The sequence below is a fragment of the Ensifer sp. LBL genome (assembly GCF_050435225.1).
In the GTDB taxonomy this organism is placed as follows: Bacteria; Pseudomonadota; Alphaproteobacteria; order Rhizobiales; family Rhizobiaceae; genus Ensifer.
Genome location: NZ_JBNDJY010000006.1, coordinates 300,499 through 325,552, shown reverse-complemented (window position 1 = coordinate 325,552; position 25,054 = coordinate 300,499). Strand labels below are relative to the sequence as shown.

The following is a 25,054-nucleotide window of genomic DNA, read 5'->3' as shown; positions in this document are numbered from 1 at the left end:
CGGCAACCCGCCTCTCCCGCGCCGGCACAATCACGAATTGTCCGCCGCCCTGGAGAGGGGCAAAACAGAAAACGGCGAGCCATGGCCCGCCGTTTCCAAAAGCTTCATCTCCGGTCCGACCGATCAGACGCGACGCTCGACCAGCATCTTCTTGATCTCGCCGATCGCCTTGGCCGGGTTCAGGCCCTTCGGACAGGCCTGGGCGCAGTTCATGATCGTGTGGCAACGATAGAGGCGGAAGGGATCCTCGAGGTTGTCGAGGCGCTCACCGGTCGCTTCGTCGCGGCTATCGATCAGCCAGCGATAGGCCTGCAGCAGAACCGCCGGACCGAGGTAACGGTCGCCGTTCCACCAATAGCTCGGACAGGAGGTAGAGCAGCAGGCGCACAGGATGCACTCGTAGAGGCCGTCGAGCTTGAGGCGGTCCTCGTGGCTCTGCTTCCATTCCTTGGCCGGCGTCGGCGATACCGTCTTCAGCCAGGGCTCGATCGAGCGGTGCTGGGCGTAGAAGTTGGTGAGGTCGGGAACCAGGTCCTTCACAACCGGCATGTGCGGCAGCGGATAGACCTTCACCGCGCCCTTCACCTCGTCCATGCCCTTGGTGCAGGCGAGTGTGTTGGTGCCGTCGATGTTCATGGCGCAGGAGCCGCAGATGCCTTCGCGGCACGAGCGGCGCAAGGTCAGCGTCGGGTCGATCTTGTTCTTGATGTAGAGCAGACCGTCGAGCACCATCGGGCCGCAATCGTCGACATCGATGTAGAAGGTATCGATGCGCGGATTGGCGCCGTCATCCGGGTTCCAGCGGTAGATGCGGTATTCGCGGACATTGGTCGCGCCGGAAGGCTTCGGCCAGACCTTGCCTTCCGTCATCTGCGAGTTCTTGGGGAGAGCGAGTTCAACCATGTGGCTTGTTCCTCAAGATCAATAGACGCGGGCCTTCGGCTCGATCTTCTTGGGATCGATGCCGTCGGCGATCAGGTCGGTATGGACGGGGCGGTAGTCGAGCTTGACGTCGCCGGCCTCGTTGACCCAGGCGAGCGTGTGCTTGCGCCAGTTGACGTCGTCGCGGCCGCCGAGCGGACCGTCGGTGTAGTCCTCGCGGGCGTGCGAACCACGGCTCTCCTTGCGCGCTTCGGCGCCGTAGATCGTCGTGATGGCGTTGGCCATGAGGTTTTCGAGTTCCAGCGTCTCGACGAGGTCCGAGTTCCAGATCATCGAGCGGTCGGTGACCTTGATGTCAGGCAGTTCCTTCCAGATCGCCGAGATGCGCTTGCAGCCCGATTCCAGCGATTCCTGGGTGCGGAACACGGCCGCGTCTTCCTGCATGGCGCGCTGCATCTTTTCGCGCAGCACCGCCGTCGGCGTCGAGCCGTTGGCGTTCCGCAGGCGGTCGAAGCGGTCCATGATCCGGTCGCAGGCGGCCTTGTTGACCTCCGGGATAGCCTCGTCGCGGTCGATGACCTGACCGGCGCGGATGGCGGCGGCACGGCCGAAGACCACGAGGTCGATCAGCGAGTTGGAGCCGAGGCGGTTGGCGCCGTGCACCGAGGCGCAGCCGGCTTCGCCGACGGCCATCAGACCGGGCGCGATGCGCTCGGGGTTCTGGGCGTCGGCGTTGAGCACCTCGCCCCAGTAGTTGGTCGGCACGCCGCCCATGTTGTAGTGCACCGTCGGCAGAACCGGGATCGGCTCGCGCGTCACGTCGACACCGGCAAAGATCTTCGCCGATTCCGAGATGCCCGGCAGGCGCTCGTGCAGGACCGCCGGATCGAGGTGATCGAGATGCAGGAAGATGTGGTCCTTGTTCTTGCCGACGCCGCGGCCTTCGCGGATTTCCATCGTCATGCAGCGCGAGACGACGTCGCGCGAGGCAAGGTCCTTGGCGGACGGGGCATAGCGCTCCATGAAGCGCTCGCCTTCGGAGTTGACGAGATAGCCGCCTTCGCCGCGTGCGCCTTCGGTAATCAGGCAGCCCGCGCCGTAGATGCCGGTCGGGTGGAACTGGACGAACTCCATGTCCTGCAGCGGCAGGCCGGCACGTGCGATCATGCCGCCGCCGTCGCCGGTGCAGGTGTGCGCCGAAGTGGCCGAGAAGTAGGCGCGGCCGTAACCGCCCGTCGCCAGCACCACCATCTTGGCGGAGAAGCGATGGATCGTGCCGTCGTCGAGGTTCCAGGCGACGACGCCGGTGCAGCGGCCGTCATCCGACATGATCAGGTCGAGCGCGAAATACTCGATGAAGAACTCGGCGTTGTTGCGCAGCGACTGACCATAGAGCGTGTGCAGGATGGCGTGGCCGGTACGGTCGGCAGCAGCGCAGGTGCGCTGTACCGGCGGGCCTTCGCCGTAGTTCTGCATGTGGCCGCCGAACGGGCGCTGGTAGATCTTGCCTTCGGCGTTACGCGAGAACGGCACGCCATAGTGCTCGAGCTCATAGACGGCCTTCGGCGCTTCCATGGCGAGATACTGCATGGCGTCGACGTCGCCGAGCCAGTCGGAACCCTTGACGGTGTCGTAGAGGTGCCACTGCCAGCTGTCCGGCGTCATATTCTGCAGCGAGGCGGCAATACCGCCCTGGGCCGCAACCGTGTGCGAGCGGGTCGGGAAGACCTTGGTGATGCAGGCGGTCTTCAGACCCTGCTCGGCCATGCCGAGGGTCGCGCGCAAGCCCGCGCCGCCGGCGCCGACGACGACCACGTCGAAGGCGTGGTCGACATATTGATAGGCCTTGCCGTTTGCAGCGGGCGAACTGTTCGATGCCATGGCGAAATTACCCTGCAAAAGCGATCTTCAGGATGGCGAAGAGACAGAGCCCGCCAACCGCGATCGTGAAAAATGTATTGAGCATGAGAAGCACGATCTTCATGCCTTCGCCATGCACGTAGTCTTCGATGATCACCTGCATGCCGAGCCGCATGTGAACGAGGCCCGAGAGCACGACGAGCGCCATGACGACGGCGACGAAGGGGTTCGCCAGCGCGGCAAGGACATCCGCATAAGGGGCGCCTGCGTAGCGAACGAGGAAGATGACGAAGAAGATCAACAGCGGAACGTTGGCGACGGCCGTCAGGCGCTGGCGCCAGAAATGATCCGTGCCTTCCTTGGCCGAGCCAAGACCGCGAACCTTGCCGAGAGGAGTGCGCATATCCATGAGTATTCTCCCCTCAGTCAGCGAACGAGGTAGCCGACCACCCAGATCAGCAGCGTCAGCGCCACCGAACCGATGATCGTTGCCTTGGCCATCTTGGTGGCGAAGTGCTTCTCGTAGCCGTAGCCGAGATCCCAGGCGAAGTGGCGCAAGCCACCGAGCATGTGGTGCACCAATGCCCAGGTATAGCCGAACAGCACCAGCTTGCCGATCAGCGTACCGAACAGCCAGCTGACCCAGTCGTAATAGGCAGCGCCCGACGCGGCGGCGATCAGCCACCAGGCGACGAGGATGGTCCCGAAGTAGAGCGCACCACCGGTGATGCGGTGCACAATGGACATGACCATTGTCGGGATAGGTTTATAGATTTGAAGATGCGGCGAGAGTGGCCGGCTTCTTGTGACATTCGTCATCGGAACCTCACGGAATGCCCGGATTTCCGCCCAAAAAACTGGACGATTTTAGTCCGGTATCGCACCTGATTGTGCGCAATTCAGTCATTCGGACCTTTAATCACCATAAAGCTTAACGACAAGTGTGTTTGCGGTGCAAAATCAATTTAATCGATTAGACGAATTGCGCCATTTTCCTGCCAGCCGGAGACATGGGCGCGCGTTAACGATAGCGACAAAAAGCCAAGCAATTCCGTGACTTTCCCGCCGATGTGGCTCAGAGTGCCCTTAACGATTTGTTAAGCGTCACCCGGAGGGCGGGCAGAATGATTCTGTTCAGGGCAATCCATGCGACCAAAGTGCTAGCGCTTGCCGGCCTGGTCATCGCCACCAGCTGCATTCCGATGGAAGCCCGAGACCGGGGCGGACTGCCGGAGGTGCAGACGCGAACGCGCCATGTCAGGATGAACGCCGATCGTCCCTACCCTCGTCACGATTTCGACCGCACCGGTTATCGCAACGACCGGGACCGCCATCGCGGACCGCGCAGCGACTGGGCGTCCAACGGTGGGCCGCCGGAAGTAAACACGCGCACCCGGCACGTTCGCCTGCCGCGCTACCGCCCCTACCCCGGCGCTTACGCCGGACGGTCTGAGCAGCGTGGCGGATGGGTGCGCGACGGAGCCGGTCGCGACTACTGGACGTCCGACGCCCGCCGGCACGACGGTCGCCCTGGCATCTATGACGTGCCGCCGCAGGTCTCGACCCGCACCCGCCATGTCCCCCTGCCGCAATATCGGGCCTATCCGGAGCGTTGGGGCAATGGCGGCGGATGGATGCGCGATCAGGCCGGGCGGGAGATCTGGACATCGAACAACCAGGGCCGTGACTATCGCCCGAACTATTACGGCGGCGATGAATATCCGGATGTCATTCCCGGTATCGGCACTTATGTCGGCGGGATTTCCGCCTATGTCGATGTCGGCAACGGCATCTATTTCAGCCAGGAAGGCGACTACGGCTATGCGGATGAGGCAGACTTTGCGCCTCAGCCCGAGGCGAGACGCGGCAAGATCATCGACGTCACGCCACAGACGATGAACAGCTCCTGCACCTACGAACACGGCGTCTGCGTCATCCGCCGGTAATCGCGGCGACGGGCCTTGTCAGGCTGTCAGGTCAGCGGCTTCGAAGATCGGGTGTATCGTCGGAGATGCGGGCACGATTATCATGTACGCCTGTGCCGAAGCGCCAGACGGTGGTGCGCTTGACCTCGCTGTCCTCCAGCGCCCGGGTGACGGGAACCTCGTAGGTGGCAAGGGACGTCATCATTTCGCGCGGGCAGTAGGAACGTCCGGGATCGCCGACGATCACGGAGGCGCCACTTGCGGCAAGCCCCGAAAACCACGGCTTCAACCGGTCGGCAAAAGCCTTGTCGTAAAAGACGTCGCCGGCGAGATAGACCTCGGCTTCAAGGTCGCGGCCGGTGATATCGTCGCCTGTATAGGAAAGGGTGACGTCGTTGAGTGCGGCATTGAGCCGGACGGCCGTTTCCGCCCAGGGGTCGATATCGGCGGCGAGCACCGATGCTGCGCCCGCCTTCATCGCCGCGATCGCCACCAGACCCGAACCGGAGGCAAAGTCGACGACACGGCGGCCGCGCACGACCTCGGGATGATCGAGGATGTAGCGGGAAAGCCCCTGCCCGCCAGCCCAGGCAAAGGCCCAGAACGGCGGCGGCAGGCCGATCTCCTGCAACTCTTCCTCGGTCTTCAGCCAGAGTTCATGCGCCTCCGTCGCCAAATGCAGGCGGATCTCCGGCACATGCGGCGGCGTGAGCACGTCGGTGTTTTCGAGGATGAAGCTTTCCGGATCGGTCTTCACGAAACTCTCCGCGCCTGCCCGAGCGTCCCGGACAGGCGGAAAACAGGACTAGCGCGGCGGATTGTCGAGCCCGCCCATGCGGCAGATCTCGATCCACTCGTCCTCGGTCACCGGCTGCACCGATAGGCGCATGGACGTGACCAAAGACATGTTGGCGAGCTTCGGATTGTCCTTGATCTCCTTCAGCGTCACCGGCCGCGGCATGTCCATCACGGCGCGGATATCGACGCAGTCCCATCGGGCGTCGCCCTCGGCGGTCGAGTCCGGATGCGACAGCGCGCAGACCTCGCTGATGCCGACGATCTCCAGCCCTTCGTTCGAGTGGTAGAAGAAGCCTTTGTCGCCGATCTGCATCGCCCGCATGTTGTTGCGCGCCTGGTAGTTGCGCACGCCGGTCCATTCGGTGCCCTTGGCGCCTGCGTCCTTCTGCATCTGCCAGGACCACTTGAACGGTTCGGATTTGTAGAGCCAGTGCGCCATGTTGGTTTCAAGCCTCCGGATTGTTGAAGACCCAGTTGAAGGCCTTGATCTCGACATTGGAAAAGAGCCCGGCCTTGGCATAGGGGTCGGCCTCAGCAAGCGCACGGGCTTCGTCGATCGTTTCCGCCTTGACGAGCACCAGGCTGCCGGTCGGCTTGCCGTCGTCTCCGAGGAAGGGACCGGCCATTTTCAGTACGCCCCTGGCGTTGAGATCGTTGAGATAGGCGACGTGATCGGGACGGGTGTCGAGCCGAAGCTGCAGCGCGCCCGGCTTGTCGGTGCAATGAAGTGCGAAGAGCATGCTTCCTCCTAGAGTTTTCGTTGGCGCGGGTGCGAGCGAAAGTCCGCCGCTCCCTTCATTCCTGGGTGATCGGGCGGGTCATCAACTGTTCGAGCGCGGTGCGGACATCGAGCTTGCCGTCGATGATCGCCGCCACCGCTTCGGTGATCGGCATTTCGACGCCAAGATCATGGGCGACGCGGGCGGCGACCGATGCGGCGAACGCGCCTTCGACCAGCTCGCCCTTGCGCCCGCTGGCCCGACCGTCCTTGCCGAGCGCGATGCCGAAACGCAGGTTGCGCGACTGGTGGCTGGTCGCCGTCAACACGAGATCGCCAAGGCCGGAAAGACCACGCACCGTATCGGCCTCGCCGCCCTCGGCAGCAATGAAGCGCGACATCTCGGCAAGGCCGCGCGAGATCAGCGCGGCACGGGCACTGTCGCCAAGGCCGGCGCCCTCGACGATGCCGCAGGCGATCGCCAGCACATTCTTCAGCGCGCCGCCGAGCTGCACGCCGATGCGATCCTCCGAGGGGTAGAGCCGGAAGGTCGGCCCCGAGAGCACCTCGGCCAGCATCGTCGCCGTCGCGGCATCGGCCGCTGCGATCACCATCGCGGTCGGCAGGCCCTTGGCGATGTCGGCGGCAAAACCGGGACCGGAGAGCACGCCGATCGAACGGCCGGACAGTTCCTCCGCCAGCACGTCGGTCAGCAAGCGGCCGGTCGCCTGCTCCATGCCCTTGGCACAGGTGACGATCGTGGCTGCAGCGTTGATCTGAGGGCCATACTGCCGTGCCGCATCCCGGTGCGCCTGCGACGGCATGACGAAGAGCACGACTTCGGCGTCCGCGAGCACGGAGACATCGGCCGTATGCTTCAGCGCCGCCGGCAGGTCGATACCCGGCAGGGCATCCTCATTGCGGCCGGTGTCGCGGCAGGCTTCGGCAATCTCCGGACGACGGGCCAGCAGCGTCACGTCGCTGCCTTCAGCCGAGGCGGCAACCGCGGCGAGTGCGGTGCCGAAGGCGCCTGCGCCGACCACGACGATCTTCGGCCCGTTCTTGGAAATGTCGCTCATGCTCTATCCGTATGCTTTAGATCTTGTCACGCCTTGGCGCCGCGCTTGCCGGAACCGAGCAGCGCCTGCGCCTGGGCGTCGAGCGGCCAGCGCGAGCGCGGCGCGACATCAAGGCCGTCGGCTGCGATGCCTGCCGCCAGCCGTTCGGCACCGGCCCAGGCGATCATCGCCGCGTTGTCGGTGCAGAGCGAAAGCGGCGGCGCGATGAACTCGAAGCCGTTCTTGTCACAGAGTTCCTGCAGCGTCGCCCGCAGCACCTGGTTGGCGGCAACGCCGCCGGCCACCACCAGCGCCGGGCGCGCAACACCGTCATGCTCCGCCTTGAAGCGCTTCAGGCCGCGACCGACGCGATCCTTGAGCGTGCGCGAGATCGCCCGCTGGAAGGAGGCGCAGATATCGGCGATGTCCTGCTCCGTGACCGGCTCCAGCGATTGCGCAGCCTGGCGCACCGCCGTCTTCAATCCCGAAAAGGAGAAGTCGAGCCTGGCGTCGCCGACGAGCGGGCGCGGAAAATTGAAACGCTGCGGATCGCCCGCAAGCGCTGCCCGCTCCACCGCCGGACCACCCGGGTAGGGAAGGCCGAGCAGCTTGGCTGTCTTGTCGAAGGCCTCGCCGAGTGCATCGTCGATCGTCGTGCCCCAGCGCTCGTAGTCGCCGACACCCTTGACGAGGATGAGCTGGGTGTGGCCGCCGGAGACGAGCAGCATCAGGTAGGGGAAGGAGAGCCCATCGGTCAGCCGCGCCGTCAGCGCATGGCCCTCGAGATGGTTGACGGCATAGAGCGGCTTGCCGGTTGCCCGCGCGATCGCCTTGCCGGTCATCAGCCCGACGATCAGGCCGCCGATCAGACCGGGACCACTTGTCGCAGCAATGGCGTCGATATCGGAAAGCGTGACGCCGGCCCTGAGCAGCGCTTCCTCGATCAGCGTATCGAGCGCCTCCACATGGGCGCGCGCGGCGATCTCCGGAACCACGCCGCCATAGGCGCTGTGCTCTTCCAGCTGGCTTAAGACCACGTCGCCGAGGATATGGCCCTTGCCGTCGGAATCGCGCAAAATGACGGAAGCAGCGGTTTCGTCGCAGCTTGTTTCTATGCCGAGGATGCGCAGGGGCGGAGACATCAGGGTTTACTCAAAGATTGCGGTCGCACCGAAAGGTGGGTACACGGAACTCCGGTAACAATGGATAGCCTTTGATGCAAACAAAACCTTTCCGGATCGGCACGCGCGGCAGCCCGCTGGCGCTCGCTCAAGCCCATGAAACGCGCGATCGCCTCGCAGCGGCGCATGGTCTTTCGCCGGAAATGTTCGAGGTCGTCATCCTCTCGACCAAGGGTGACCGGATCACCGACCGCTCGCTCGCCGAGATCGGCGGCAAGGGCCTGTTCACCGAAGAGATCGAGCAGCAATTGCTGTCGGGCGAACTCGATTTCGCCGTGCATTCGTCCAAGGACATGCCGACGAAACTGCCTGACGGGCTCTGTCTTTCCGCCTTCCTGCCGCGTGAGGACATTCGCGATGCCTTCATCGGCCGGACGGCAAAAAAACTGATGGAACTGCCACAGGGCGTGACCGTCGGCTCCTCGTCGCTGCGCCGCCAGGCGCTGATCCGCCGGCTGCGTCCGGATATCAATGTCATCACCTATCGCGGCCAGGTGGAGACGCGGCTGCGGAAGCTTGCCGAGGGCCAGGTCGACGCGACGCTGCTCGCCTATGCGGGCCTCAAGCGGCTCGGCATGACCGACGTTCCGACCGAACTTCTCGACCCCCAGGAATTCCCGCCGGCGCCGGCGCAAGGCGCGATCTGCATCGAGAGCCGCATCGGCGACAGCCGCATCAACGACCTGCTCGCAGCCATCGACGATGCCCGCACCCATGAGGCCGTCGCCTGCGAGCGTGGCTTCCTTGCGACGCTCGACGGCTCGTGCCGCACGCCGATCGCCGGTCTCGCCACCTCGGACGGCAGCCATCTCAGCTTTTCCGGCATGATCCTCACGCCAGACGGCCAGACCCATCACCGGGTTACGATCGAGGGCAAGGCCAGCGACGCCGAAGCGCTTGGGCAAAAGGCCGGCGAAGAGATCCGCGCCAAGGCCGGCCCCGGCTTCTTTGCAAGCTGGACTTAAAGCCATGCGCGTGCTCGTCACCCGGCCGCTTCCCGCCGCCGAGGCGACGGTACGCCGGCTGGAAGCCGCCGGCCACCGGCCGATCCTGCTGCCGCTGATGCAGGCGACCCATCTTGCTGCCGTCTCCGTCGCCGCGCTTGAAGTGCCGCATGCGGCGATCGTGCTCACCAGCGCCGAAGCCATTCGGGTGCTCGTATCGTCAGATGCAGACCTGTCACAGCATCTGGCGACCCCGTGCTTCTGCGTGGGCGCCGCCACGGCGCAGGCGGCAGCCGGGCTCGGTTTCTCCGATCTGCGCATAGCGGAGGGAACCGGCCAGTCCCTGGCGGAACTGATCGGCGCGACCATCGACACGCTGCCGCCACTTCCCCTGCTCTATCTGGCAGGAACGCCGCGCTCCGAAGGGCTGGAAATGGGCCTGAGGCAAAACGGCATCGAGCACCGGACGGTCGAGTGCTACCGCATGGAGCCGATCGCCCATTCGCGCGCCGCGATCGAAGATCTGCGGCGGAGCAGCCGTCCCGACGCCGTGCTTTTATACTCGCGAGAGACCGCGCGACAGTTCGTTCGCCTGCTTTCCGAAGCCGGTGTCGATGCTGCTTCCTTTGCGCCGCGCTACCTCTGCCTCAGCCCCGTGGTGGCCGAGGCGCTGCCGGGTAACGTCGTGGCAGAGACCGCCGCAAAGCCCGATGAAGACAGCCTTTTCAGTCTTCTCTAACATCGAATTCACCCAAAAACGGAACGGAGGGGCTTTCCCTCACCGTTCCGGCTGACTAGGTTTGAAGGAAGAGCCGACAGGCACCAACGGTAAGAGGTCACCATGGTATCGGAAAACCCGCCGCGCCGCTCGAAGTCCGAGAAGGAACCGCTGACGATCGACCTCGAAGCGGAGAAAACCGTTGCGGAACCGGCCGGCCCGGAAGCAACCCGCGAGACGCTGGCAGACGCTGCGACCGAAAGCGCATCGAACAAGACCGAGACGGATGAACCGGTAACGGACAGCAGCGACAACAGCGCCGCCGGATCCCGCCTGGACGAAGAAATCGAGGAGCAGCGCGCCGATGCCGCCGCCGACGCGGCCGCGGCCGTCTTCGCCGAAGAGCCGCCGCATGTGGCCCGCGAGCCGGAACCGGCACCGCCACAGAAACCGGTCTCCAATTCTGGAGCGCTTGCGGCCGGCATCGTCGGCGGTCTCGTGACGCTGCTCGGCTTCGGCGGCCTGCAATATGCCGGCATCGTCCCCGGGCTCGGGCCGACCCGCGGCGTCGAGCAGAACATTTCCGGCGAGCTGCAAGCCCTGCGCGACCAGATCGCGGCGCTGCCCACGCCCGCAGCCGTCGTCGACAACACCGCGCTCGAAGGTCGTATCGCCGCGCTCGAGCAGTCCGCCTCCCAGCCGGCCACAAACGGCGCACGCAGCGCCGAGGTCGAGACGCTGAAGGCGGAAGTCGACAATCTCACCAAGGAGCTTGCAGGCCTGAAGACGGCGCTCGCCGACGCGCAGCAGGCGGCAACCGCCGAGAAAGCGGAACTGACGAGCCGCATCGAGACCGCCGAGCAGAAGCTCAACGAGCCAGTCAACGATATCCAGATGGCGAAGGCCGTTGCGGTCACCGCACTGAAGTCGGCGATCGATCGCGGCGGGCCCTTCCTCGCCGAACTCGACGCGCTGCGCAGCATCGCGCCGGACGAACAGGCCGTCGCCGCGCTCGCCCAGGATGCCCAGGTCGGCGTGCCGACCCGCACGGATCTGCGCCGCGAATTCCCGAAAACCGCCGACGCCATGCTCGACGCTCTCAACCAGCCCGATCCGAACGAGGGCATCTTCGACCGGCTGGTGTCCAGCGCCATGTCCGGCATCCGCGTGCGTCCCGTCGGCAGCGTCGAGGGCGAAACACCCGAAGCCATCATCGCCCGGATCGAGGACAAGCTGAACAATGGCGACCTCAAGGGCGCCGCTCTGGAATGGGATGGGCTGCCGGATGCGGCCAAGCCGGTGGGCGAGGCGTTCAAGGCCAAGCTCGACCAGCGTTTGCGGGTCGAAGCCGCGATCGATGCCGCCGTCGCTGCGACGATGGCAAAACCAGGCACGGAAGGCTGAGGGAACCAGATATGATCCGCATTCTGATTTTCATCCTGATCGTGCTTGGTCTCGGCCTCGGCTTCGCCTGGCTCGCCGACCGGCCGGGTGAACTCTCGGTCGTCTGGCAGGGCCAGTTGATCGAGATGAGCCTGATGCGTGCCGCATCGCTGCTGATCTCGCTGATTGCCGCAGTGCTGATCGTCGTCTGGCTGGTGCGCACCATCTGGCTCTCGCCGCACACGGTCACCCGCTATTTCCGCGCCCGCAAGCGCGACCGCGGCTACCAGGCCCTCTCGACCGGCCTGATCGCCGCCGGCGCCGGCGACGCCAATCTTGCCCGCAAGATGACTGCCCGCACCCGCGGCCTGATCAGCGCCGATCAGGAACCGCTGATCCACCTGCTCGAAGCCCAGACAGCCCTGATCGAAGGCAAGTACGACGACGCCCGACGCAAGTTCGAGCTGATGGCCGACGATCCGGAGACGCGCGAACTCGGGCTTCGCGGCCTTTATCTCGAGGCCAAGCGGCTCGGCGCCCACGAGGCCGCGCGGCAATATGCCGAGCGCGCCGCCGAAAAGTCGCCGCACCTGCCCTGGGCAGCCCTTGCGACCCTCGACAGCCAGAGCCAGGCCGGACAGTGGGACGATGCGCTGCGCCTGCTCGACCAGAGCCGTGTCGCCCATGTGGTCGATCGCAAGGAGGCCGACCGCAAGAAGGCGGTGCTCTTGACCGCCCGGGCCATCGGCAAGCTCGACGGCGACATGAAGGCGGCGCGCGACGACGCGCTTGCCGCGCTGAAGCTCGACGAACATCTGGTGCCGGCGGCGCTGACGGCCGCCAAGGCGCTGTTTCGCGAGGACAACCTGCGCAAGGGCACCGCGATCCTCGAGAAGAACTGGAAGCACGAGCCGCATCCGGACGTGGCGCGGCTCTACGTGCGCGCCCGCGGCGGCGACACCGCCGTCGACCGGTTGAAACGGGCACGCAAGCTCGAAGCCTTGAAGCCCAACAATGCCGTGGCGATGGCTGCCGTCGCCGAGGCAGCACTCGAAGCGCGCGAGCTGCTTCTGGCGCGCACCAAGGCGGAAGCCGCCGCCCGGCTCGACCCGACCGAGAGCATCTTCCTGCTGCTTGCCGACATCGAAGAGGCCGACACCGGCGACGAGGGCCGCATCCGTCACTGGATGGCGCAGGCGCTGAAGAGCCCGCGCGATCCCGCCTGGACCGCCGATGGCGTGACCTCGCCGACCTGGCTGCCCGTCTCGCCGGTCAGTGGCCGTCTCGACGCCTTCGAATGGAAGGCACCGCCGCATACGCTTTCGGCCACGGTCGACCACGACCAGTCGAACGCCGACGAGGCGATCCGCAGCCTGCCCGCGGTGGTGGAGGCGCATGTGCACGAGCCGGCACCCGCAGCCCGGCGCAGCGAGGCGCCCGTGATCCTGGAGGCCGAGCGCGAGGAACAGCGTCCGGCGCCGCAGCCGATCAAGGTCGCCGAGCGCAAGGCGCCGGAACCGGTCGCCGACAAGCCTCCGGTCAAGGCGGAAAAGGAAGAAGGTGCGAATGGCGAACACATGCCCGATCCCTTCTTCGGCCGCCCGCCGGATGACCCCGGCGTGCGCGATCCGGCCGCCGGCGAGAAGGCGCCGGAAAAGACGACTTTCCGATTGTTCTGAATTCTCAAGGGGCTGTGGCAAAATACATGTTTGAACGCTTACGGACGTTTCTCGATGGCCTGACCGGCCCGGCGAAGCGGATAGAGCATGGCGATCCGCGCGTGGCGGTCATCGCTCTCTGTTTCCAGGTGATGGAGGCCGACGGCCGGATCCTCGCGTCCGAGCGGCGCAAGATGCGCAAGGTCGTCAAGGAGCACTACAAGCTCGACGATGCCTCGCTCTCGGCCTTGATCGAAGCCGGCGAGACTGCCGAAAGCGAGGCGATCGACTTCTATCAATTCACCGCCGAACTCAAGCGCCACCTCTCCGAGGAGCAACGCGTCGAACTCGTGGGCATGCTCTGGGACGTCGTCTATGCCGATGGCGAGCGCAGCGAGATGGAAGATCACGTGATCTGGCGCATCGCCGATCTGCTCGGCGTTTCCGGTCGCGACCGGGTGCTGCAGCGTCAGGAGGCGGCGGCCAGAAGCGACACGGTCGAGAAAGCCGAGTCACAACAGGATATCTGAAATGCCGATGCCCGACGACAGCGCGCGAAAACCCGTCCTGATCATCCTGCATCAGGAGCGATCGAGCGCCGGCCGCGTCGGCCAGATACTCGAACAAAAGGGTTTCGGGCTCGACATCCGTCGCCCGGCGCTTGGCGACGACCTGCCGGAAACGCTGGAACGGCACAGCGGCACGATCGTGTTCGGCGGCCCGATGAGCGCCAACGACGAGGAAGAGTTCGTCCGCCGCGAGATCGACTGGCTTTCCGTGCCGCTCAAGGAAAACAAGCCTTATCTCGGCATCTGCCTCGGCGCGCAGATGTTGGCGCGCAACCTCGGCGGCTCGGTGGCGCCGCATCACGAGGGCATGACCGAAATCGGCTGGTATCCGCTGGTTGCGACCGAAGCCGGAAAGGCGCTGATGGACTGGCCGGCCATGGTCTACCATTTCCATCGCGAGGGCTTCGACCTGCCCTCCGGCGCCGAGCTGCTTGCAACCGGCGACACCTATCCCAACCAGGCCTTCCGCTATGGCGACAATGCCTGGGGCATCCAGTTCCACGGCGAGCTTACCCGCGCCATGATGCACCGCTGGGTCGTGCACGGCGCGCACCGCTTCGAGATGCCCGGCGCGCAGGTGGGCAAGGCCCATCTCGACGGCCGCATGCAGCACGACGGGCCACTGCGCACCTGGATGGAAAACTTCCTGGAACTGATCTTCCTGCGCAATGAACGAAAGGCGGAAAGCGCGTAACGCGCCGTCCGCCCCCCACCCGTCTACTTGTGGTGATCGGGCACGTCGAGCGTGTCGATCTTGCGCAACTGCGGAAAGCCGAGCGCCCAAAGCCCTGAGACGAGCAGGGTGCCCATGCCGCCGAAGACAACGGCAAAGACCCCGCCGAAACCGGACGCCATCATGCCGGCGCGGAATTCGCCCAGCTCGTTCGACGCGCCGATGAAGACCATGTTGACCGCGTTGACGCGGCCGCGCAGCTCGTCCGGCGTCCAGAGCGTGATCAGGGTCTCGCGCACATAGACCGAAACCATGTCGGCAGCGCCCATGACGACGAGGGCGGCAATCGACAACCAGGGGGTTGCCGAAAGGCCGAAGATAACGGTGCCGAGGCCGAAGAGCGCCACGCCGACGAACATGTAGAAGCCGGCCCGGTGGCGGATCGGGTGGGCCGCCAGCCAGATGGCCATGCTGACCGCACCGATACCGGGTGCCGCCCGCAGCAGGCCGAGCCCCCAGGGGCCGAGGTCGAGGATATCGCGGGCAAAGACCGGCATCAGCGCCACAGCGCCCCCAAGCAAAACGGCAAAGAGGTCGAGCGATATGGCGCCGAGCACCACCTTCTCCGCCTTGATGTAGCGGAAGCCGGCGGTGATCGTTTCCCAGCTCTGGGCGGATGGCGCGGTGCGCGTCGCCGGCTTCGGAATGGCAAAGACCATGAATGCGGAGGCGAGGAAGAAGCCGAAGCCGATGGCATAGGGAAAGACCGCACCGAGCGCATAGATGAGACCGCCCGCGACCGGGCCGACGATCATCGCCGTCTGCCAGGAGGTGGAGTTCCAGGCGATCGCATTGGGTAGGTCTTCCGGCGGCACGAGGTTGGGCGCCAGCGATTGCGACGCGGGCGCCAGGAACGCACGCTCGATGCCGAAGACCACGAGAACCGCATAGACCGGCCAGGGCGAAAACAGCCCGGTGACCGTGAGTGCGAGCAGCGCCGCTGCGCAAAGCGTGCTGACGACCATGCAGACACCCATGATCATGCGCCGGTTGTAGCGGTCGGCCACGGATCCGGTGACGAGGATCAGCACCAATGACGGCAAAAACTGGAAGAGACCGATCAGGCCGAGATCGAAAGGATCGCGCGTCAGATCATAGATCTGCCAGCCGACGGCGACAGAGATGATCTGGATCGCGAAGTAAGCGAGGAAGCGGGAAAAGAAATAGCGGCGATAGCCGACATGCCGAAAGGCGGCAAAACGATGCGAGGCATGAACGGCAGACATGCGGAAGGAACTCCTGCTGAGGGCCGGTCATCACGCCTTCTCACGTTAAACATGATCGCGCCCGATAAACCGGCGTACTTGCTCGTTTAGGTCTCAATGTCTACATGTCTGTCAATAACGATTTGGAGACCGGCATGCTTGCTGTCATCGGCACCTTGAACTTCATCATCAACATCGCGTGGTTTCTGGTCATCGCGTCGGCCATCTTTTCCTGGCTCTACGCGTTCAACGTCATCAACGTGAACAACCAGGCGATCAACATGATCGGCCGTTCGCTCTACCAGCTGACCGAGCCGCTCTACCGTCCGATCCGCCGCGTGCTGCCGGACATGGGTGGCGTCGACCTGTCGCCGCTGGTCGTGCTGGTGATCCTCTATTTCATCCAGCTCTTCCTCAACACCACGATCGCGCCGGCCCTGCTCGGCTGACGATGGCCAATCCGGCCGTAACCGCGCACGGCGACCACGTTCGCCTGACGGTGCGCCTGACGCCGAACGGCGGCCGCGACGCCATTGATGGCCTGGAAGCGGCTGCCGATGGAGAAGAACATCTGAAAGTGCGTGTCAGCGCGGTTCCGGAGAAAGGCAAGGCCAACCAGGCGCTGGTTGCCTTTCTCGCGAAGAAGCTCGGGCTTGCCAAGAGCAAGCTCTCCCTCATCTCAGGCGATACGCAGCGTAAAAAAATCCTCCGGATCGAGGGCGACCCGGAGGATTTGATGAGGCAACTTGCCGAGCTGGTCGGCAAGTAAAAGATTACTTGGCGCCCTTGGCCCGTTCGACAGCTTCGGCGATCAGCTGCTTGGCGACGGAAGCATCCTTCCAGCCGAAGATCTTTACCCACTTGCCGGGCTCCAGATCCTTGTAGTGCTCGAAGAAGTGCTCGATCTGCTTCAGCGTGATTTCCGGCAGGTCGGTGTATTCGTGCACCTTGTCGTAGCGCTGCGTCAGGTGACCCGACGGAACGGCAATGATCTTTTCGTCCTTGCCGGAATTGTCTTCCATCATCATCACGCCGATCGGGCGCACGTTGATGACGCAGCCGGGAACCAGCGGACGGGTGTTGCAGATCAGAACGTCGATCGGGTCGCCGTCGTCCGAAAGCGTGTGCGGGACGAAGCCGTAGTTGCCCGGATAGGTCATCGGCGTATAGAGGAAGCGGTCGACAACCAGCGTGCCGGCTTCCTTGTCCATCTCGTACTTGATCGGATGGCCGCCGACGGGAACTTCAACGATCACGTTGACATCTTCTGGTGGATTCTTTCCGATGGAAATCGCGTCGATGCGCATGGATCTACTCCAGGGTCGGTTTGAGAAGTTTGCCCGTCGGATAAAGGGAAACATGCCGCGATGCAACATAACTTTCGTCCGTAGCGCAGATTCAACCGGTCGTTTCGCGCCTGTCGATCGATCGCCAAGGGTCTGCCAATCGCGTTTGAGGGAGTTTCGTATGAACGGAAGGGTTGCATGCCTGGCGCTGGTGCTTTTGTCCGCCGGCCCCGTCTTGGCCAATGAGAGCGTCTATACCGACTTAGGCCGCGACACGTGCAAGACGATCGCCGAAGAGGAGGGCATGTACGCGCTGATGACCTGCCCCGGTCATGCGGACTACCCCGTTCGCTTCAAGGAGGCCGACATCCGCCAGAGCGTCTCGTTCGGTCACCTGAACCAACGCTATGCCGACGATGCTTTCGAGAGTTTCATTCCGTTCAACCACGCCGGCACGACCGTGGAGTGGCGGATTGCCAAGGATGGCAAGGCCGTCGCGACGATCCTGCGCTGGTTCATCGAGAACACCGACGCGTCCGGCGCTTCGGTTCCTGCACTTCAGGGGCAGGTGCTCGTCATCTCCAAGGTGGCCGAGAAGGATGACGGCAAGGGCTGCGTCGCCGCCTACGTCGATGCGCTTGCCAATCCCGATCCGAATGCGCTCGCCCGCAAGATCGCCGACGAGGTGGCACCGACCTTCCGCTGCGGCATCGACAAGCCCGCCTATCACGGCACGCGGGGCGACAAGGCGGCCGCCCCCAACAACCAACTGCCTGAATAACTCTTTGATTTCAGTGTTGCGAAGGCATCGCGCCTAGTTCCAGGCGAAGCCGACCTTCTTCAGGTGCTTGTCGCCGAAATCTTCCATGCCTTCGGCGATGTCGGTACCGCCGGCACCCTGGAAGAACTGGTAGGCATGCTCGCTGTCCTCGAGGCACCAGACGACGAGGCCACGGCAGCCGAGCGAGCGCAGCAGGCTCTTGGCCTCGCCGAAGAGGATGCGCCCGAGGCCGATGCCCTGGTATTCCGGCCGAAGGTAGATCTCGTAAATCTCGCCTTCCTGCGGCAGGGCCTTGGCCCGGCTGAGGCCAAGCGTTGCATAGCCGGCAATGGTTCCGGCCACATCGACGACGAGCAGCGTGGCAGGCCCGCGGGTCGCCTTGCGCCACCAGGTCTCGTCGCGGCGATTGACCATCTGAACGAGCGGACGATGGGGGATGAGACCACCATAGGTCTGCAGCCACGAAACGCGGTGCACATCGGCAATTGCCGACGCTTCCTGCGGCTCCCCGGGCCGAATCTCTATCGAAACAGTCTTCATGACTCGCGACTCTAAACACACACAAGGCGAACAGGAATCCCGCCCGGTTGCCGGCCTGCGTTAACCCACAGGCAACTTTAACGGCACCCAATGGAAGGTTAACGCCTTTTTAACTTTATCCGCAAGTCGCCCATCGGTGGCACACACAGCAAAAAACCCCGGATCGCTCCGGGGTTTTTCTGAAAGTCATGGGATCGGTCAGGATCGATCAGGCAGCGCCGGCCGTGCGGGCCTTTTCGAAGCGCTTGCGATCGTTCGGGTCGAGGTGCAGCTTGCGCAGACGGATCGACTTCGGCGTCACTTCGACGAGCTCGTCGTCCTGGATCCAGGAGAGCGCGCGCTCGAGCGTCATGCGGATCGGCGGCGTCAGGCGAACAGCTTCGTCCTTGCCGGCGGCGCGCATGTTGGTGAGCTTCTTGCCCTTGAGAACGTTCACTTCGAGGTCGTTGTCGCGGGTGTGGATGCCGATGATCATGCCGGCATAGACCTTCTCGCCGGCGTCGATGATCATCGGGCCGCGGTCTTCCAGGTTGAACATCGCGTAGGCCACCGATTCACCGGCGTCGTTCGACAAGAGAACGCCGTTGACGCGACCACCGATCTCACCCTTGTAGGGCTGGTAGGCGTGGAACAGGCGGTTCATGATCGCCGTGCCGCGGGTGTCGGTCAGAAGTTCCGACTGGTAGCCGATGAGGCCGCGGGTCGGAGCGAAGAACACCAGACGGACGCGGTTGCCGCCGGACGGACGCAGCTCGACCATTTCGGCCTTGCGCTCCGACATCTTCTGCACGACGACGCCCGAATGCTCTTCGTCGACGTCGATGACGACTTCTTCGATCGGCTCGAGCAGCTGGCCGTTGTCATCCTTGTGCATGACGACGCGCGGACGCGAAACGGCAAGTTCGAAGCCTTCGCGGCGCATGGTTTCGATCAGAACCGCAAGCTGCAGTTCGCCGCGGCCCGATACGAAGAAGGAGTCCTTTTCCGAGGATTCTTCGATCTTCAGCGCGACGTTGCCTTCGGCTTCCTTGAACAGGCGGTCGCGGATAACGCGGCTCGTGACCTTGTCGCCTTCGGTGCCGGCGAGCGGACTATCGTTGACGATGAAGGACATGGTGACGGTCGGCGGGTCGATCGGCTGCGCGGTCAGCGCTTCGGCGACCGACGGGTCGCAGAAGGTGTCGGCGACGGTGCCCTTGGTAAGGCCGGCAATCGCGACGATGTCGCCCGCATGCGCTTCCTCGATCGGCTGACGCTCGATGCCGCGGAAGGCGAGGATCTTCGAGATGCGGCCATTTTCGAGCAGCTTGCCGTCCTGACCCAGAACCTTGACGGCCTGGTTCGGCTTCAACGTGCCGGAATGGACGCGGCCGGTGATAATGCGGCCGAGGAAGGGGTTGGCTTCAAGGATCGTGCCGATCATGCGGAACGGGCCTTCGGCAACCGTCGGCTCCGGCACGTGCTTGAGCACGAGATCGAGCAACGGCGCCATGCCCTGGTCCTTCGGACCTTCCGGGTTGACGTTCATCCAGCCGTCGCGACCCGAACCGTAGAGGATCGGGAAGTCGAGCTGCTCGTCGGAAGCGTCGAGGTTGGCGAAGAGGTCGAAGACTTCGTTGATGACTTCTTCGTGGCGACCATCCGGGCGGTCGATCTTGTTGATCGCGACGATCGGCTTCAGGCCGACTTTCAGCGCCTTGCCGACGACGAACTTCGTCTGCGGCATCGGGCCTTCGGAAGCGTCGACGAGAACGATGGCGCCGTCCACCATCGACAGGATGCGCTCGACTTCGCCGCCGAAGTCGGCGTGGCCGGGGGTGTCGACGATGTTGATGCGCGTTCCCTTCCACTCGACCGAGGTCGCCTTGGCGAGAATGGTGATGCCGCGTTCTTTTTCGATGTCGTTGGAGTCCATGACGCGTTCGGCAACGCGCTGGTTTTCGCGGAACGAGCCCGACTGCTTCAGGAGCTCGTCAACAAGGGTCGTTTTCCCATGGTCGACGTGCGCGATAATCGCGATGTTACGAATGCTCATTTTTCGTCTCGGAAGGTTCAGGGCAAGCCCCGATGGGCCACGCCGCTTTTTCAATGGTCGCGCTCATACAGGTTTTTTTGCGATTGCGAAAGGGGGGCGCACGCATGAGCGTCGTGGTCAAATGCCGGTAGGCCATGGGTTTGAACTCGCCAGGGGTCTCGCGAACGCCGTTTGGAAAGCTGTTGGCCGCGACCGAATTCCTCATGCAATTGCGGCCGGATCGAGCGTCACGCGCCAGAGTTCCTGGTCCTGCCGGTCCATCAGCCGCACCGTCATTTGCTGCGTCTGGCCGTTGATATCGACGATGCCAAAGAACTGCAGGCCGGCCGACGGCGGCAGGTTGCTGTCGATGCCGCCGCCAGACGCCTTGATGAAGCGAACCTCCGGCCCGAAGGTCATGTCGAGCTCCTTCGGCCCGTAGGTGCCGGAATGCAGCGGCCCGGACACAAACTCCCAGAACGGCGTGAAATCCTTGAAGCCGGCGCGCGCCGGATCGTAGTGATGCGCGGCCGTGTAGTGCACGTCCGCGGTCAGCCAGACGAGATTGTCGATGCCGTTGTCGCGGATGAAGCGCAGAAGATCGGCAAACTCGCGCTCGCGCCCCGTGGGCGGACCGTTGTCGCCATTGGCGATCGCGTCCGAACCGCGCCGGTTGGTGTAATCGTCCCAGACGACGAGACCGATCGGCATGTCGCAGGCAATCACCTTCCACGTGGCCCGCGAGGCAGCCAGCTCACGCTTCAGCCAGTCGACCTGCCGCCAGCCGAACAGCGCGCCGCCGCCGTCTTCCTGGTTTGCGCCGCGATAGGATCTGAGGTCGACGAAGAACACGTCGAGCAATGGACCATAGGCGATCTTGCGAAAGATGCGGCCGGGCTGCGTCGCAACGTTGCGGATCGGCGTCATCTCGTTGAACGCTCGTGCCGCCCGCTCCGCATAGACGGCGACATCCTTCTCCGGATAGCGGGCATCGTCGCGAAGGTCGGTGGAGGCCGACCAATTGTTCAGCACCTCGTGGTCGTCCCACTGGTAGAAGGTGGGGCACATGGCGTTCAGCTGCCGCACATGCTCGTCGAGCAGATTGTATTTCCATTGTCCGCGATATTCTTCGAGCGTGCGCGCCACGTCACGTTTCTCGTGCGTCACCACCCGGTTCTTCCAGATGCCGCCGTCGCGAAGCTTGATCTCGTCGGGGATCGGGTTGTCCGCATAGATCGTATCGCCGGAGTGAATGAAGAAGTCCGGCTCGTGCTGGCGCATCGTCGAATAGGTCTTCATGCCGACATCGTCGATGCCCCAGCCCTGCCCGGCGGTATCGCCAGACCAGACGAAGCGGATCGAGCGCTTGCGCAAGGGGGCCGTGCGGAACCGGCCGGTGACCGGCTCGGAGACGCGGTTCACGTCGTAGAGATCCGTGGCGGTGAAGCGATAGAAGATGTCCTGGTCCGGCAACAACCCATCGAGCGAGCACTTGACCGCACAGTCCGTCTGCGGCGTCGCGGTCAGATCGGCAAGGCGAAAGGGGTTGGTGAAGCTCTCTGTCGTCGAATATTCGACTGACACCTTCGACGGGCGATCCACTCGCGTCCAGATCATGCCGGAGGATGTGTCGACATCGCCCGATTGCACGCCATGAATGAATTCCGGCCGACCGTAGCCGCGCGCATAGAAGGGAGTCGCGAGACCGGATGAGGCCACGAAGCCCGCGGCACCGGCGGAAAACAGGAAAGAACGCCTTGAAAGCGTCTTGAGGATATCGGCCAAACAGACCTCCGATTCGGCAGCGCCACCGCGCGTGCCGGACCTTTGGTCATCTGGGTGTCAGCGACGTAACAGGGCCATGAAACTATTTGAACGGTTTGGCGACAGTTCGGTGAAGGTCGGCGCCGGCCGCGGCGACAATGGCACGATGGCAATCGCCACCAATACTGCTATCAAGGTGACCGTCGTTGACCTCGGCGAACCCAGGCAACGACCCCGCCCCTGCCGCCGATGGCGGCGCCCTATTCGACAGGTGATCATCGTGCCCCACGCCGCCAACGTCTCCGTCCGCGACCGCCTGGAACAGATCCTGAGCCGGCTCAACGATCGCCGGCACGCGGAAAAGGCTTTCGTCCGCCTCTATGAAGAGAGCGCGCGCCGCGAGGCCGACGCAGCCGACCGTCGCCGGCAGGCGGGGGACAGCCTTGGACCGCTCGACGGCAAGATCATCTCGATCAAGGACCTGCTGGATGTCGCCGGCGAACCGACGCTTGCCGGCTCCATCATTCGCCGCGGCGCGCCGCCGGCCCAAGAAGACGCGCTCGTTGTCCAGCGGCTGCGTGCTGCCGGCGCCGTGATTATCGGCAAGACGCATATGACAGAGTTCGCCTTCACGGCGGTCGGGCTCAATCCGCACTACCCCGCGCCCGGCAACGCCGCCGACGAAAGCCTGATCCCCGGTGGCTCATCCTCTGGCGCCGGTGTCTCGGCGGCCGAAGGCACCTGCGACATCGCCATCGGCTCCGACACCGGCGGCTCCATCCGCATCCCTGCGGCGCTGAACGGCATCGTCGGCTTCAAGCCGACGGCGAACCGCATCCCGCTCGACGGTGCCTTTCCGCTCTCGCCGGTTCTCGATTCGCTCGGACCGCTCGCCCGGACCGTTGCCGATTGCGTTGCAGCTGACGCCGTGATGGCCGGCGAGCAGCCAAAACCGCCCGTCGGCCGTTCGATCGCAGGCCTACGGATCGGCATCCCCCGCGGCAGGTTGTTTGAAGACCTCTCCCCCGAAGTCGCCGATGCCTTCGCCGCAAGCCTCGACCGGTTGGAGAAAGCGGGTGCTGAGATCGTCGACTGCACCATCGACGACCTGATCGAGAAACTCGGCGAAGCGACACGCATCGGCTCGATTGCGGGCCTGGAGGCAAGCCGTGTCCACGCGGACTGGCTGGGCGACGAGACCGCCCCCGTCGACGACAGGGTCAAAGTCTCGCTTCGCCGCCGCATTTTGGTGCCCGATGCGGCAATCTCGGCCCTGCTGCAAACCCGGCTTGCGCTTGCAGCCGCCATGGACGAGCGGCTTTCGCCCTATGACCTCATCGCACTGCCGACAACGCCGATTGCCGCCGTGTCGATTGCCAGCGTCGACAACGACGCCAAAGAATACGACCGCGTGGAAAGTCTGCTGCTGCGCAACTGCCAGGTCGCCAACCAGTTCGATCTCACCGCCATTACCCTGCCGAAGCCGGGCCTCGTGCGTCCGGCTGGACTGATGCTGGTGGGGAGAAACGGAACCGATGCGACGGTTCTATCCGTCGCTCTTTCGGCCGAAGCGTTGCTGCAGGAAAACTGAGCAGCAGCCGCTGGTCATGCCACGGCCCGTCGGCCTGTAAGCAGGCCGGGGCGGCAGTCGTTACGGACAAGGGTGCGGGAGTGACGATCGGGCCGTCCAAACAGGATCCGCAGAGCCTTGTCCTTTGCAGCCGCGCGCCCGCCTGCCTGCGGGCGCATCGCGTCAACGCTTCAGGGCGCGAAGGATCAGCCAGACGGGCACACCGATGACCAGCAAAATCACCACCCAATGCCAGATAGAAATTGTCATCATGCGCCTCCACCTCTTGCGCTAGCGACGCGCATTCCGAGCTCTCTCGAAAGGTCGACACGCCGCCGGTTAGAATCGGGCGAAGATAGGATGTTTCCTCACCGATTCGCAACCGATGGTGGATCAGCCCGGAGGGGTAGCCCGCCGGGGAGACGCGCGCTGCTTCAATGCATCGTTTCGCCGGAGATCTCGTCGCTCAGGATGCGGAAGGCATCTTCAAGGGCAGCGACCAGCACGTCGGTCAGTTCGTCGCCGTCATTGTTCGCGAGATAGAGGGCAACCATCGAATCGGATGGATCGCGGTAGTGCTCGATATCGTTTGACATATCATTGTCCTTTATTCGCCGTGTCACATCCCGGCCATTGAGGTGACGATAGGCGAAGGGACTTGCGTAAAGCTGGATGCATGATGTCCGGCAAAAGGCATTCTGCACGCAACGTCGCGTTACTCTCCCTGCGTTCCCTAACGAGGCCGGCCGACAAAGGATAGAGGATAGCGACCTATTTCGCTCGCGCCGGGCGGCCGAGCACGCTAGAGCATGTCGCGGACGAACGGCGCGGGAATGAGCATGTCGAAGAAAACCAAGAGCGACGAAACCGCGGACGTGCAGCGCCTGAAGCTCGATTTCCCTGATATCCATGCGGATCTCATCGCCGGGCGCATCCCGTCGCTGCGCAAGGCGCTTATCGTGGCAGGGCTCAAGGACGAGCGCACGCGCCTCGACAAGCTCAAGAATTCCTGGACCAAGGCAAGCCCGGCCGAGCGTGAAACGTTCCTCAATTGGCTGAGCAGCAACGGCGCCGCTGACGGGCTTGCTCCGCGCACTCAAATCGATCCACCGCTTGCATCGCCCCCGGCGATTGCCAGCGGTCGCTACCTGCTTCCCGAAACAGTCGCCGAAATCCGCGCGATCATGAACCGCCGCCGGATGCGGGCGAACGACATCATGGCCGAGATGGGATTTGCCGGCGACGACCTGTCCCTCACCCGCGCCCTGTCGAAGGGCGCGAGCCTGCGGCTCTCGGTGATTGCCGCGCTGGAAACCTGGCTGCGCAACAACGCGGCGGAATAACCCACAGGTCAGTCGTCCGCTTTCGACGCCCCATTTCTCCGCCGCTGCAACCCGCATTGCCGGCGCCGCGACCGGTGCGCGCGTTCAGCAAAAGAAAATTGCAACTTAAACCTGAGTAGATCCT

28 protein-coding genes are annotated in these 25,054 nt (G+C 64.1%); 12 read left to right on the top strand and 16 right to left on the bottom strand.

Annotation, left to right across the window (positions count from 1 at the left end; genetic code table 11):
• Positions 1 to 123 precede the first annotated feature (123 nt).
• From OKW20_RS24645 to sdhC, 4 genes are read right to left on the bottom strand one after another with little or no spacing between them, the layout of a single operon-like run.
• Positions 124 to 903 carry a succinate dehydrogenase iron-sulfur subunit gene (locus OKW20_RS24645; protein ID WP_429176413.1) on the bottom strand — a complete coding sequence of 260 codons (780 nt, stop codon included), beginning with the start codon at positions 901 to 903 and terminating at the stop codon, positions 124 to 126.
• 18 nt (positions 904 to 921) lie between these two features.
• Positions 922 to 2,763, bottom strand: coding sequence for a succinate dehydrogenase flavoprotein subunit (gene sdhA, locus OKW20_RS24640; RefSeq protein ID WP_429176410.1), 1,842 nt, complete (start codon positions 2,761 to 2,763; stop codon positions 922 to 924).
• Between the two features lie 7 nt (positions 2,764 to 2,770).
• Positions 2,771 to 3,151 (bottom strand): succinate dehydrogenase, hydrophobic membrane anchor protein, encoded by a 381-nt coding sequence (sdhD, locus tag OKW20_RS24635; RefSeq protein ID WP_043613972.1) that lies wholly within the window; start codon positions 3,149 to 3,151, stop codon positions 2,771 to 2,773.
• 17 nt (positions 3,152 to 3,168) lie between these two features.
• Positions 3,169 to 3,561, bottom strand: a complete 393-nt coding sequence (gene sdhC, locus OKW20_RS24630; protein WP_034802580.1) for a succinate dehydrogenase, cytochrome b556 subunit — start codon at positions 3,559 to 3,561, stop codon at positions 3,169 to 3,171.
• A gap of 305 nt (positions 3,562 to 3,866) precedes the next feature.
• Between sdhC and OKW20_RS24625 the strand changes: the two genes are divergently transcribed.
• Positions 3,867 to 4,688 (top strand): hypothetical protein, encoded by an 822-nt coding sequence (locus tag OKW20_RS24625; RefSeq protein WP_429176407.1) that lies wholly within the window; start codon positions 3,867 to 3,869, stop codon positions 4,686 to 4,688.
• A 31-nt stretch (positions 4,689 to 4,719) separates the two neighbouring features.
• On the opposite strand, the gene OKW20_RS24620 is transcribed toward OKW20_RS24625, so the two are convergent.
• Genes OKW20_RS24620 through tsaD form a run of 5 tightly spaced genes read right to left on the bottom strand, consistent with a single transcriptional unit; the run spans position 4,720 to position 8,383 of the window.
• The gene (locus tag OKW20_RS24620) at positions 4,720 to 5,424 is read right to left on the bottom strand and encodes a class I SAM-dependent methyltransferase (protein ID WP_429117151.1); all 705 of its coding nucleotides are present in this window, start codon (positions 5,422 to 5,424) and stop codon (positions 4,720 to 4,722) included.
• A 48-nt stretch (positions 5,425 to 5,472) separates the two neighbouring features.
• Complete coding sequence (locus OKW20_RS24615; protein ID WP_429176404.1) at positions 5,473 to 5,904, bottom strand: EVE domain-containing protein; 432 nt, start codon at positions 5,902 to 5,904, stop codon at positions 5,473 to 5,475.
• A 7-nt stretch (positions 5,905 to 5,911) separates the two neighbouring features.
• Complete coding sequence (locus OKW20_RS24610; protein WP_429176401.1) at positions 5,912 to 6,205, bottom strand: YciI-like protein; 294 nt, start codon at positions 6,203 to 6,205, stop codon at positions 5,912 to 5,914.
• Positions 6,206 to 6,260: 55 nt separating this feature from the next.
• Positions 6,261 to 7,262: an NAD(P)H-dependent glycerol-3-phosphate dehydrogenase gene (locus OKW20_RS24605; RefSeq protein ID WP_429176398.1), complete on the bottom strand. Its 1,002-nt coding sequence runs from the start codon at positions 7,260 to 7,262 to the stop codon at positions 6,261 to 6,263.
• A 26-nt stretch (positions 7,263 to 7,288) separates the two neighbouring features.
• Entirely contained in the window at positions 7,289 to 8,383 is a 1,095-nt protein-coding gene (gene tsaD / locus OKW20_RS24600) for a tRNA (adenosine(37)-N6)-threonylcarbamoyltransferase complex transferase subunit TsaD (RefSeq protein WP_429176395.1), read from the bottom strand.
• A gap of 74 nt (positions 8,384 to 8,457) precedes the next feature.
• Here tsaD and hemC point away from each other — a divergent pair, with 74 nt between their 5' ends.
• From hemC to OKW20_RS24570, 6 genes are all read left to right on the top strand, one after another.
• Positions 8,458 to 9,387 (top strand): hydroxymethylbilane synthase, encoded by a 930-nt coding sequence (gene hemC / locus OKW20_RS24595; RefSeq protein ID WP_429176392.1) that lies wholly within the window; start codon positions 8,458 to 8,460, stop codon positions 9,385 to 9,387.
• 4 nt (positions 9,388 to 9,391) lie between these two features.
• Complete coding sequence (locus tag OKW20_RS24590) at positions 9,392 to 10,105, top strand: uroporphyrinogen-III synthase (RefSeq protein ID WP_429176390.1); 714 nt, start codon at positions 9,392 to 9,394, stop codon at positions 10,103 to 10,105.
• A 102-nt stretch (positions 10,106 to 10,207) separates the two neighbouring features.
• Entirely contained in the window at positions 10,208 to 11,488 is a 1,281-nt protein-coding gene (locus tag OKW20_RS24585) for a COG4223 family protein (RefSeq protein WP_429176387.1), read from the top strand.
• A gap of 11 nt (positions 11,489 to 11,499) precedes the next feature.
• Entirely contained in the window at positions 11,500 to 13,146 is a 1,647-nt protein-coding gene (locus tag OKW20_RS24580) for a heme biosynthesis protein HemY (protein ID WP_429176385.1), read from the top strand.
• A 26-nt stretch (positions 13,147 to 13,172) separates the two neighbouring features.
• Positions 13,173 to 13,655: a TerB family tellurite resistance protein gene (locus OKW20_RS24575; RefSeq protein ID WP_429176382.1), complete on the top strand. Its 483-nt coding sequence runs from the start codon at positions 13,173 to 13,175 to the stop codon at positions 13,653 to 13,655.
• A 1-nt stretch (position 13,656) separates the two neighbouring features.
• A complete protein-coding gene (locus OKW20_RS24570; RefSeq protein WP_371258898.1) occupies positions 13,657 to 14,388 on the top strand; it encodes a glutamine amidotransferase in 732 nt (243 codons plus the stop codon).
• A 23-nt stretch (positions 14,389 to 14,411) separates the two neighbouring features.
• Here OKW20_RS24570 and OKW20_RS24565 read toward each other — a convergent pair whose 3' ends face one another.
• Entirely contained in the window at positions 14,412 to 15,653 is a 1,242-nt protein-coding gene (locus OKW20_RS24565) for an MFS transporter (RefSeq protein WP_429176378.1), read from the bottom strand.
• A gap of 134 nt (positions 15,654 to 15,787) precedes the next feature.
• Here OKW20_RS24565 and OKW20_RS24560 point away from each other — a divergent pair, with 134 nt between their 5' ends.
• Both OKW20_RS24560 and OKW20_RS24555 read left to right on the top strand, forming a co-directional pair.
• Complete coding sequence (locus tag OKW20_RS24560) at positions 15,788 to 16,081, top strand: YggT family protein (RefSeq protein ID WP_139108271.1); 294 nt, start codon at positions 15,788 to 15,790, stop codon at positions 16,079 to 16,081.
• 2 nt (positions 16,082 to 16,083) lie between these two features.
• Positions 16,084 to 16,401: a DUF167 domain-containing protein gene (locus OKW20_RS24555; protein WP_429117129.1), complete on the top strand. Its 318-nt coding sequence runs from the start codon at positions 16,084 to 16,086 to the stop codon at positions 16,399 to 16,401.
• Between the two features lie 4 nt (positions 16,402 to 16,405).
• Here the strand turns inward: OKW20_RS24555 and ppa are convergent, their stop codons facing one another.
• On the bottom strand, positions 16,406 to 16,939 hold the full coding sequence (gene ppa, locus OKW20_RS24550; RefSeq protein WP_429117127.1) for an inorganic diphosphatase: 534 nt from the start codon (positions 16,937 to 16,939) through the stop codon (positions 16,406 to 16,408).
• A 160-nt stretch (positions 16,940 to 17,099) separates the two neighbouring features.
• Between ppa and OKW20_RS24545 the strand changes: the two genes are divergently transcribed.
• Complete coding sequence (locus tag OKW20_RS24545; protein WP_429176376.1) at positions 17,100 to 17,699, top strand: hypothetical protein; 600 nt, start codon at positions 17,100 to 17,102, stop codon at positions 17,697 to 17,699.
• 33 nt (positions 17,700 to 17,732) lie between these two features.
• On the opposite strand, the gene OKW20_RS24540 is transcribed toward OKW20_RS24545, so the two are convergent.
• The 3 genes from OKW20_RS24540 to OKW20_RS24530 all read right to left on the bottom strand — a co-directional run bounded on the left by OKW20_RS24540 (position 17,733) and on the right by OKW20_RS24530 (position 22,038).
• Positions 17,733 to 18,239, bottom strand: a complete 507-nt coding sequence (locus OKW20_RS24540; RefSeq protein ID WP_034802619.1) for a GNAT family N-acetyltransferase — start codon at positions 18,237 to 18,239, stop codon at positions 17,733 to 17,735.
• A 208-nt stretch (positions 18,240 to 18,447) separates the two neighbouring features.
• A complete protein-coding gene (gene typA, locus OKW20_RS24535) occupies positions 18,448 to 20,274 on the bottom strand; it encodes a translational GTPase TypA (protein ID WP_043619962.1) in 1,827 nt (608 codons plus the stop codon).
• Positions 20,275 to 20,475: 201 nt separating this feature from the next.
• Entirely contained in the window at positions 20,476 to 22,038 is a 1,563-nt protein-coding gene (locus OKW20_RS24530) for an alkaline phosphatase D family protein (protein WP_429176374.1), read from the bottom strand.
• Between the two features lie 76 nt (positions 22,039 to 22,114).
• Here OKW20_RS24530 and OKW20_RS24525 point away from each other — a divergent pair, with 76 nt between their 5' ends.
• Complete coding sequence (locus OKW20_RS24525) at positions 22,115 to 23,608, top strand: amidase (protein ID WP_429176372.1); 1,494 nt, start codon at positions 22,115 to 22,117, stop codon at positions 23,606 to 23,608.
• A 162-nt stretch (positions 23,609 to 23,770) separates the two neighbouring features.
• Here the strand turns inward: OKW20_RS24525 and OKW20_RS24520 are convergent, their stop codons facing one another.
• Positions 23,771 to 23,860: a twin-arginine translocase TatA/TatE family subunit gene (locus OKW20_RS24520; protein WP_192450990.1), complete on the bottom strand. Its 90-nt coding sequence runs from the start codon at positions 23,858 to 23,860 to the stop codon at positions 23,771 to 23,773.
• 161 nt (positions 23,861 to 24,021) lie between these two features.
• The gene (locus OKW20_RS24515) at positions 24,022 to 24,183 is read right to left on the bottom strand and encodes a hypothetical protein (protein WP_192450991.1); all 162 of its coding nucleotides are present in this window, start codon (positions 24,181 to 24,183) and stop codon (positions 24,022 to 24,024) included.
• Between the two features lie 243 nt (positions 24,184 to 24,426).
• Between OKW20_RS24515 and OKW20_RS24510 the strand changes: the two genes are divergently transcribed.
• Positions 24,427 to 24,930, top strand: a complete 504-nt coding sequence (locus tag OKW20_RS24510) for a hypothetical protein (protein WP_429176370.1) — start codon at positions 24,427 to 24,429, stop codon at positions 24,928 to 24,930.
• Positions 24,931 to 25,054 lie beyond the last annotated feature (124 nt).

Bases quoted from the DNA above. Each gene is read 5' to 3' on its own strand.
- OKW20_RS24645 (WP_429176413.1), bottom strand. From the start codon at position 903: ATGGTTGAACTCGCTCTCCCCAAGAACTCGCAGATGACGGAAGGCAAG.
- sdhA (WP_429176410.1), bottom strand. From the start codon at position 2,763: ATGGCATCGAACAGTTCGCCCGCTGCAAACGGCAAGGCCTATCAATAT.
- sdhD (WP_043613972.1), bottom strand. From the start codon at position 3,151: ATGGATATGCGCACTCCTCTCGGCAAGGTTCGCGGTCTTGGCTCGGCC.
- sdhC (WP_034802580.1), bottom strand. From the start codon at position 3,561: ATGACGAATGTCACAAGAAGCCGGCCACTCTCGCCGCATCTTCAAATC.
- OKW20_RS24625 (WP_429176407.1), top strand. From the start codon at position 3,867: ATGATTCTGTTCAGGGCAATCCATGCGACCAAAGTGCTAGCGCTTGCC.
- OKW20_RS24615 (WP_429176404.1), bottom strand. From the start codon at position 5,904: ATGGCGCACTGGCTCTACAAATCCGAACCGTTCAAGTGGTCCTGGCAG.
- OKW20_RS24610 (WP_429176401.1), bottom strand. From the start codon at position 6,205: ATGCTCTTCGCACTTCATTGCACCGACAAGCCGGGCGCGCTGCAGCTT.
- OKW20_RS24605 (WP_429176398.1), bottom strand. From the start codon at position 7,262: ATGAGCGACATTTCCAAGAACGGGCCGAAGATCGTCGTGGTCGGCGCA.
- tsaD (WP_429176395.1), bottom strand. From the start codon at position 8,383: ATGTCTCCGCCCCTGCGCATCCTCGGCATAGAAACAAGCTGCGACGAA.
- hemC (WP_429176392.1), top strand. From the start codon at position 8,458: ATGCAAACAAAACCTTTCCGGATCGGCACGCGCGGCAGCCCGCTGGCG.
- OKW20_RS24590 (WP_429176390.1), top strand. From the start codon at position 9,392: ATGCGCGTGCTCGTCACCCGGCCGCTTCCCGCCGCCGAGGCGACGGTA.
- OKW20_RS24585 (WP_429176387.1), top strand. From the start codon at position 10,208: ATGGTATCGGAAAACCCGCCGCGCCGCTCGAAGTCCGAGAAGGAACCG.
- OKW20_RS24580 (WP_429176385.1), top strand. From the start codon at position 11,500: ATGATCCGCATTCTGATTTTCATCCTGATCGTGCTTGGTCTCGGCCTC.
- OKW20_RS24575 (WP_429176382.1), top strand. From the start codon at position 13,173: ATGTTTGAACGCTTACGGACGTTTCTCGATGGCCTGACCGGCCCGGCG.
- OKW20_RS24570 (WP_371258898.1), top strand. From the start codon at position 13,657: ATGCCGATGCCCGACGACAGCGCGCGAAAACCCGTCCTGATCATCCTG.
- OKW20_RS24565 (WP_429176378.1), bottom strand. From the start codon at position 15,653: ATGTCTGCCGTTCATGCCTCGCATCGTTTTGCCGCCTTTCGGCATGTC.
- OKW20_RS24560 (WP_139108271.1), top strand. From the start codon at position 15,788: ATGCTTGCTGTCATCGGCACCTTGAACTTCATCATCAACATCGCGTGG.
- OKW20_RS24555 (WP_429117129.1), top strand. From the start codon at position 16,084: ATGGCCAATCCGGCCGTAACCGCGCACGGCGACCACGTTCGCCTGACG.
- ppa (WP_429117127.1), bottom strand. From the start codon at position 16,939: ATGCGCATCGACGCGATTTCCATCGGAAAGAATCCACCAGAAGATGTC.
- OKW20_RS24545 (WP_429176376.1), top strand. From the start codon at position 17,100: ATGAACGGAAGGGTTGCATGCCTGGCGCTGGTGCTTTTGTCCGCCGGC.
- OKW20_RS24540 (WP_034802619.1), bottom strand. From the start codon at position 18,239: ATGAAGACTGTTTCGATAGAGATTCGGCCCGGGGAGCCGCAGGAAGCG.
- typA (WP_043619962.1), bottom strand. From the start codon at position 20,274: ATGAGCATTCGTAACATCGCGATTATCGCGCACGTCGACCATGGGAAA.
- OKW20_RS24525 (WP_429176372.1), top strand. From the start codon at position 22,115: ATGAAACTATTTGAACGGTTTGGCGACAGTTCGGTGAAGGTCGGCGCC.
- OKW20_RS24520 (WP_192450990.1), bottom strand. From the start codon at position 23,860: ATGATGACAATTTCTATCTGGCATTGGGTGGTGATTTTGCTGGTCATC.
- OKW20_RS24515 (WP_192450991.1), bottom strand. From the start codon at position 24,183: ATGTCAAACGATATCGAGCACTACCGCGATCCATCCGATTCGATGGTT.
- OKW20_RS24510 (WP_429176370.1), top strand. From the start codon at position 24,427: ATGTCGAAGAAAACCAAGAGCGACGAAACCGCGGACGTGCAGCGCCTG.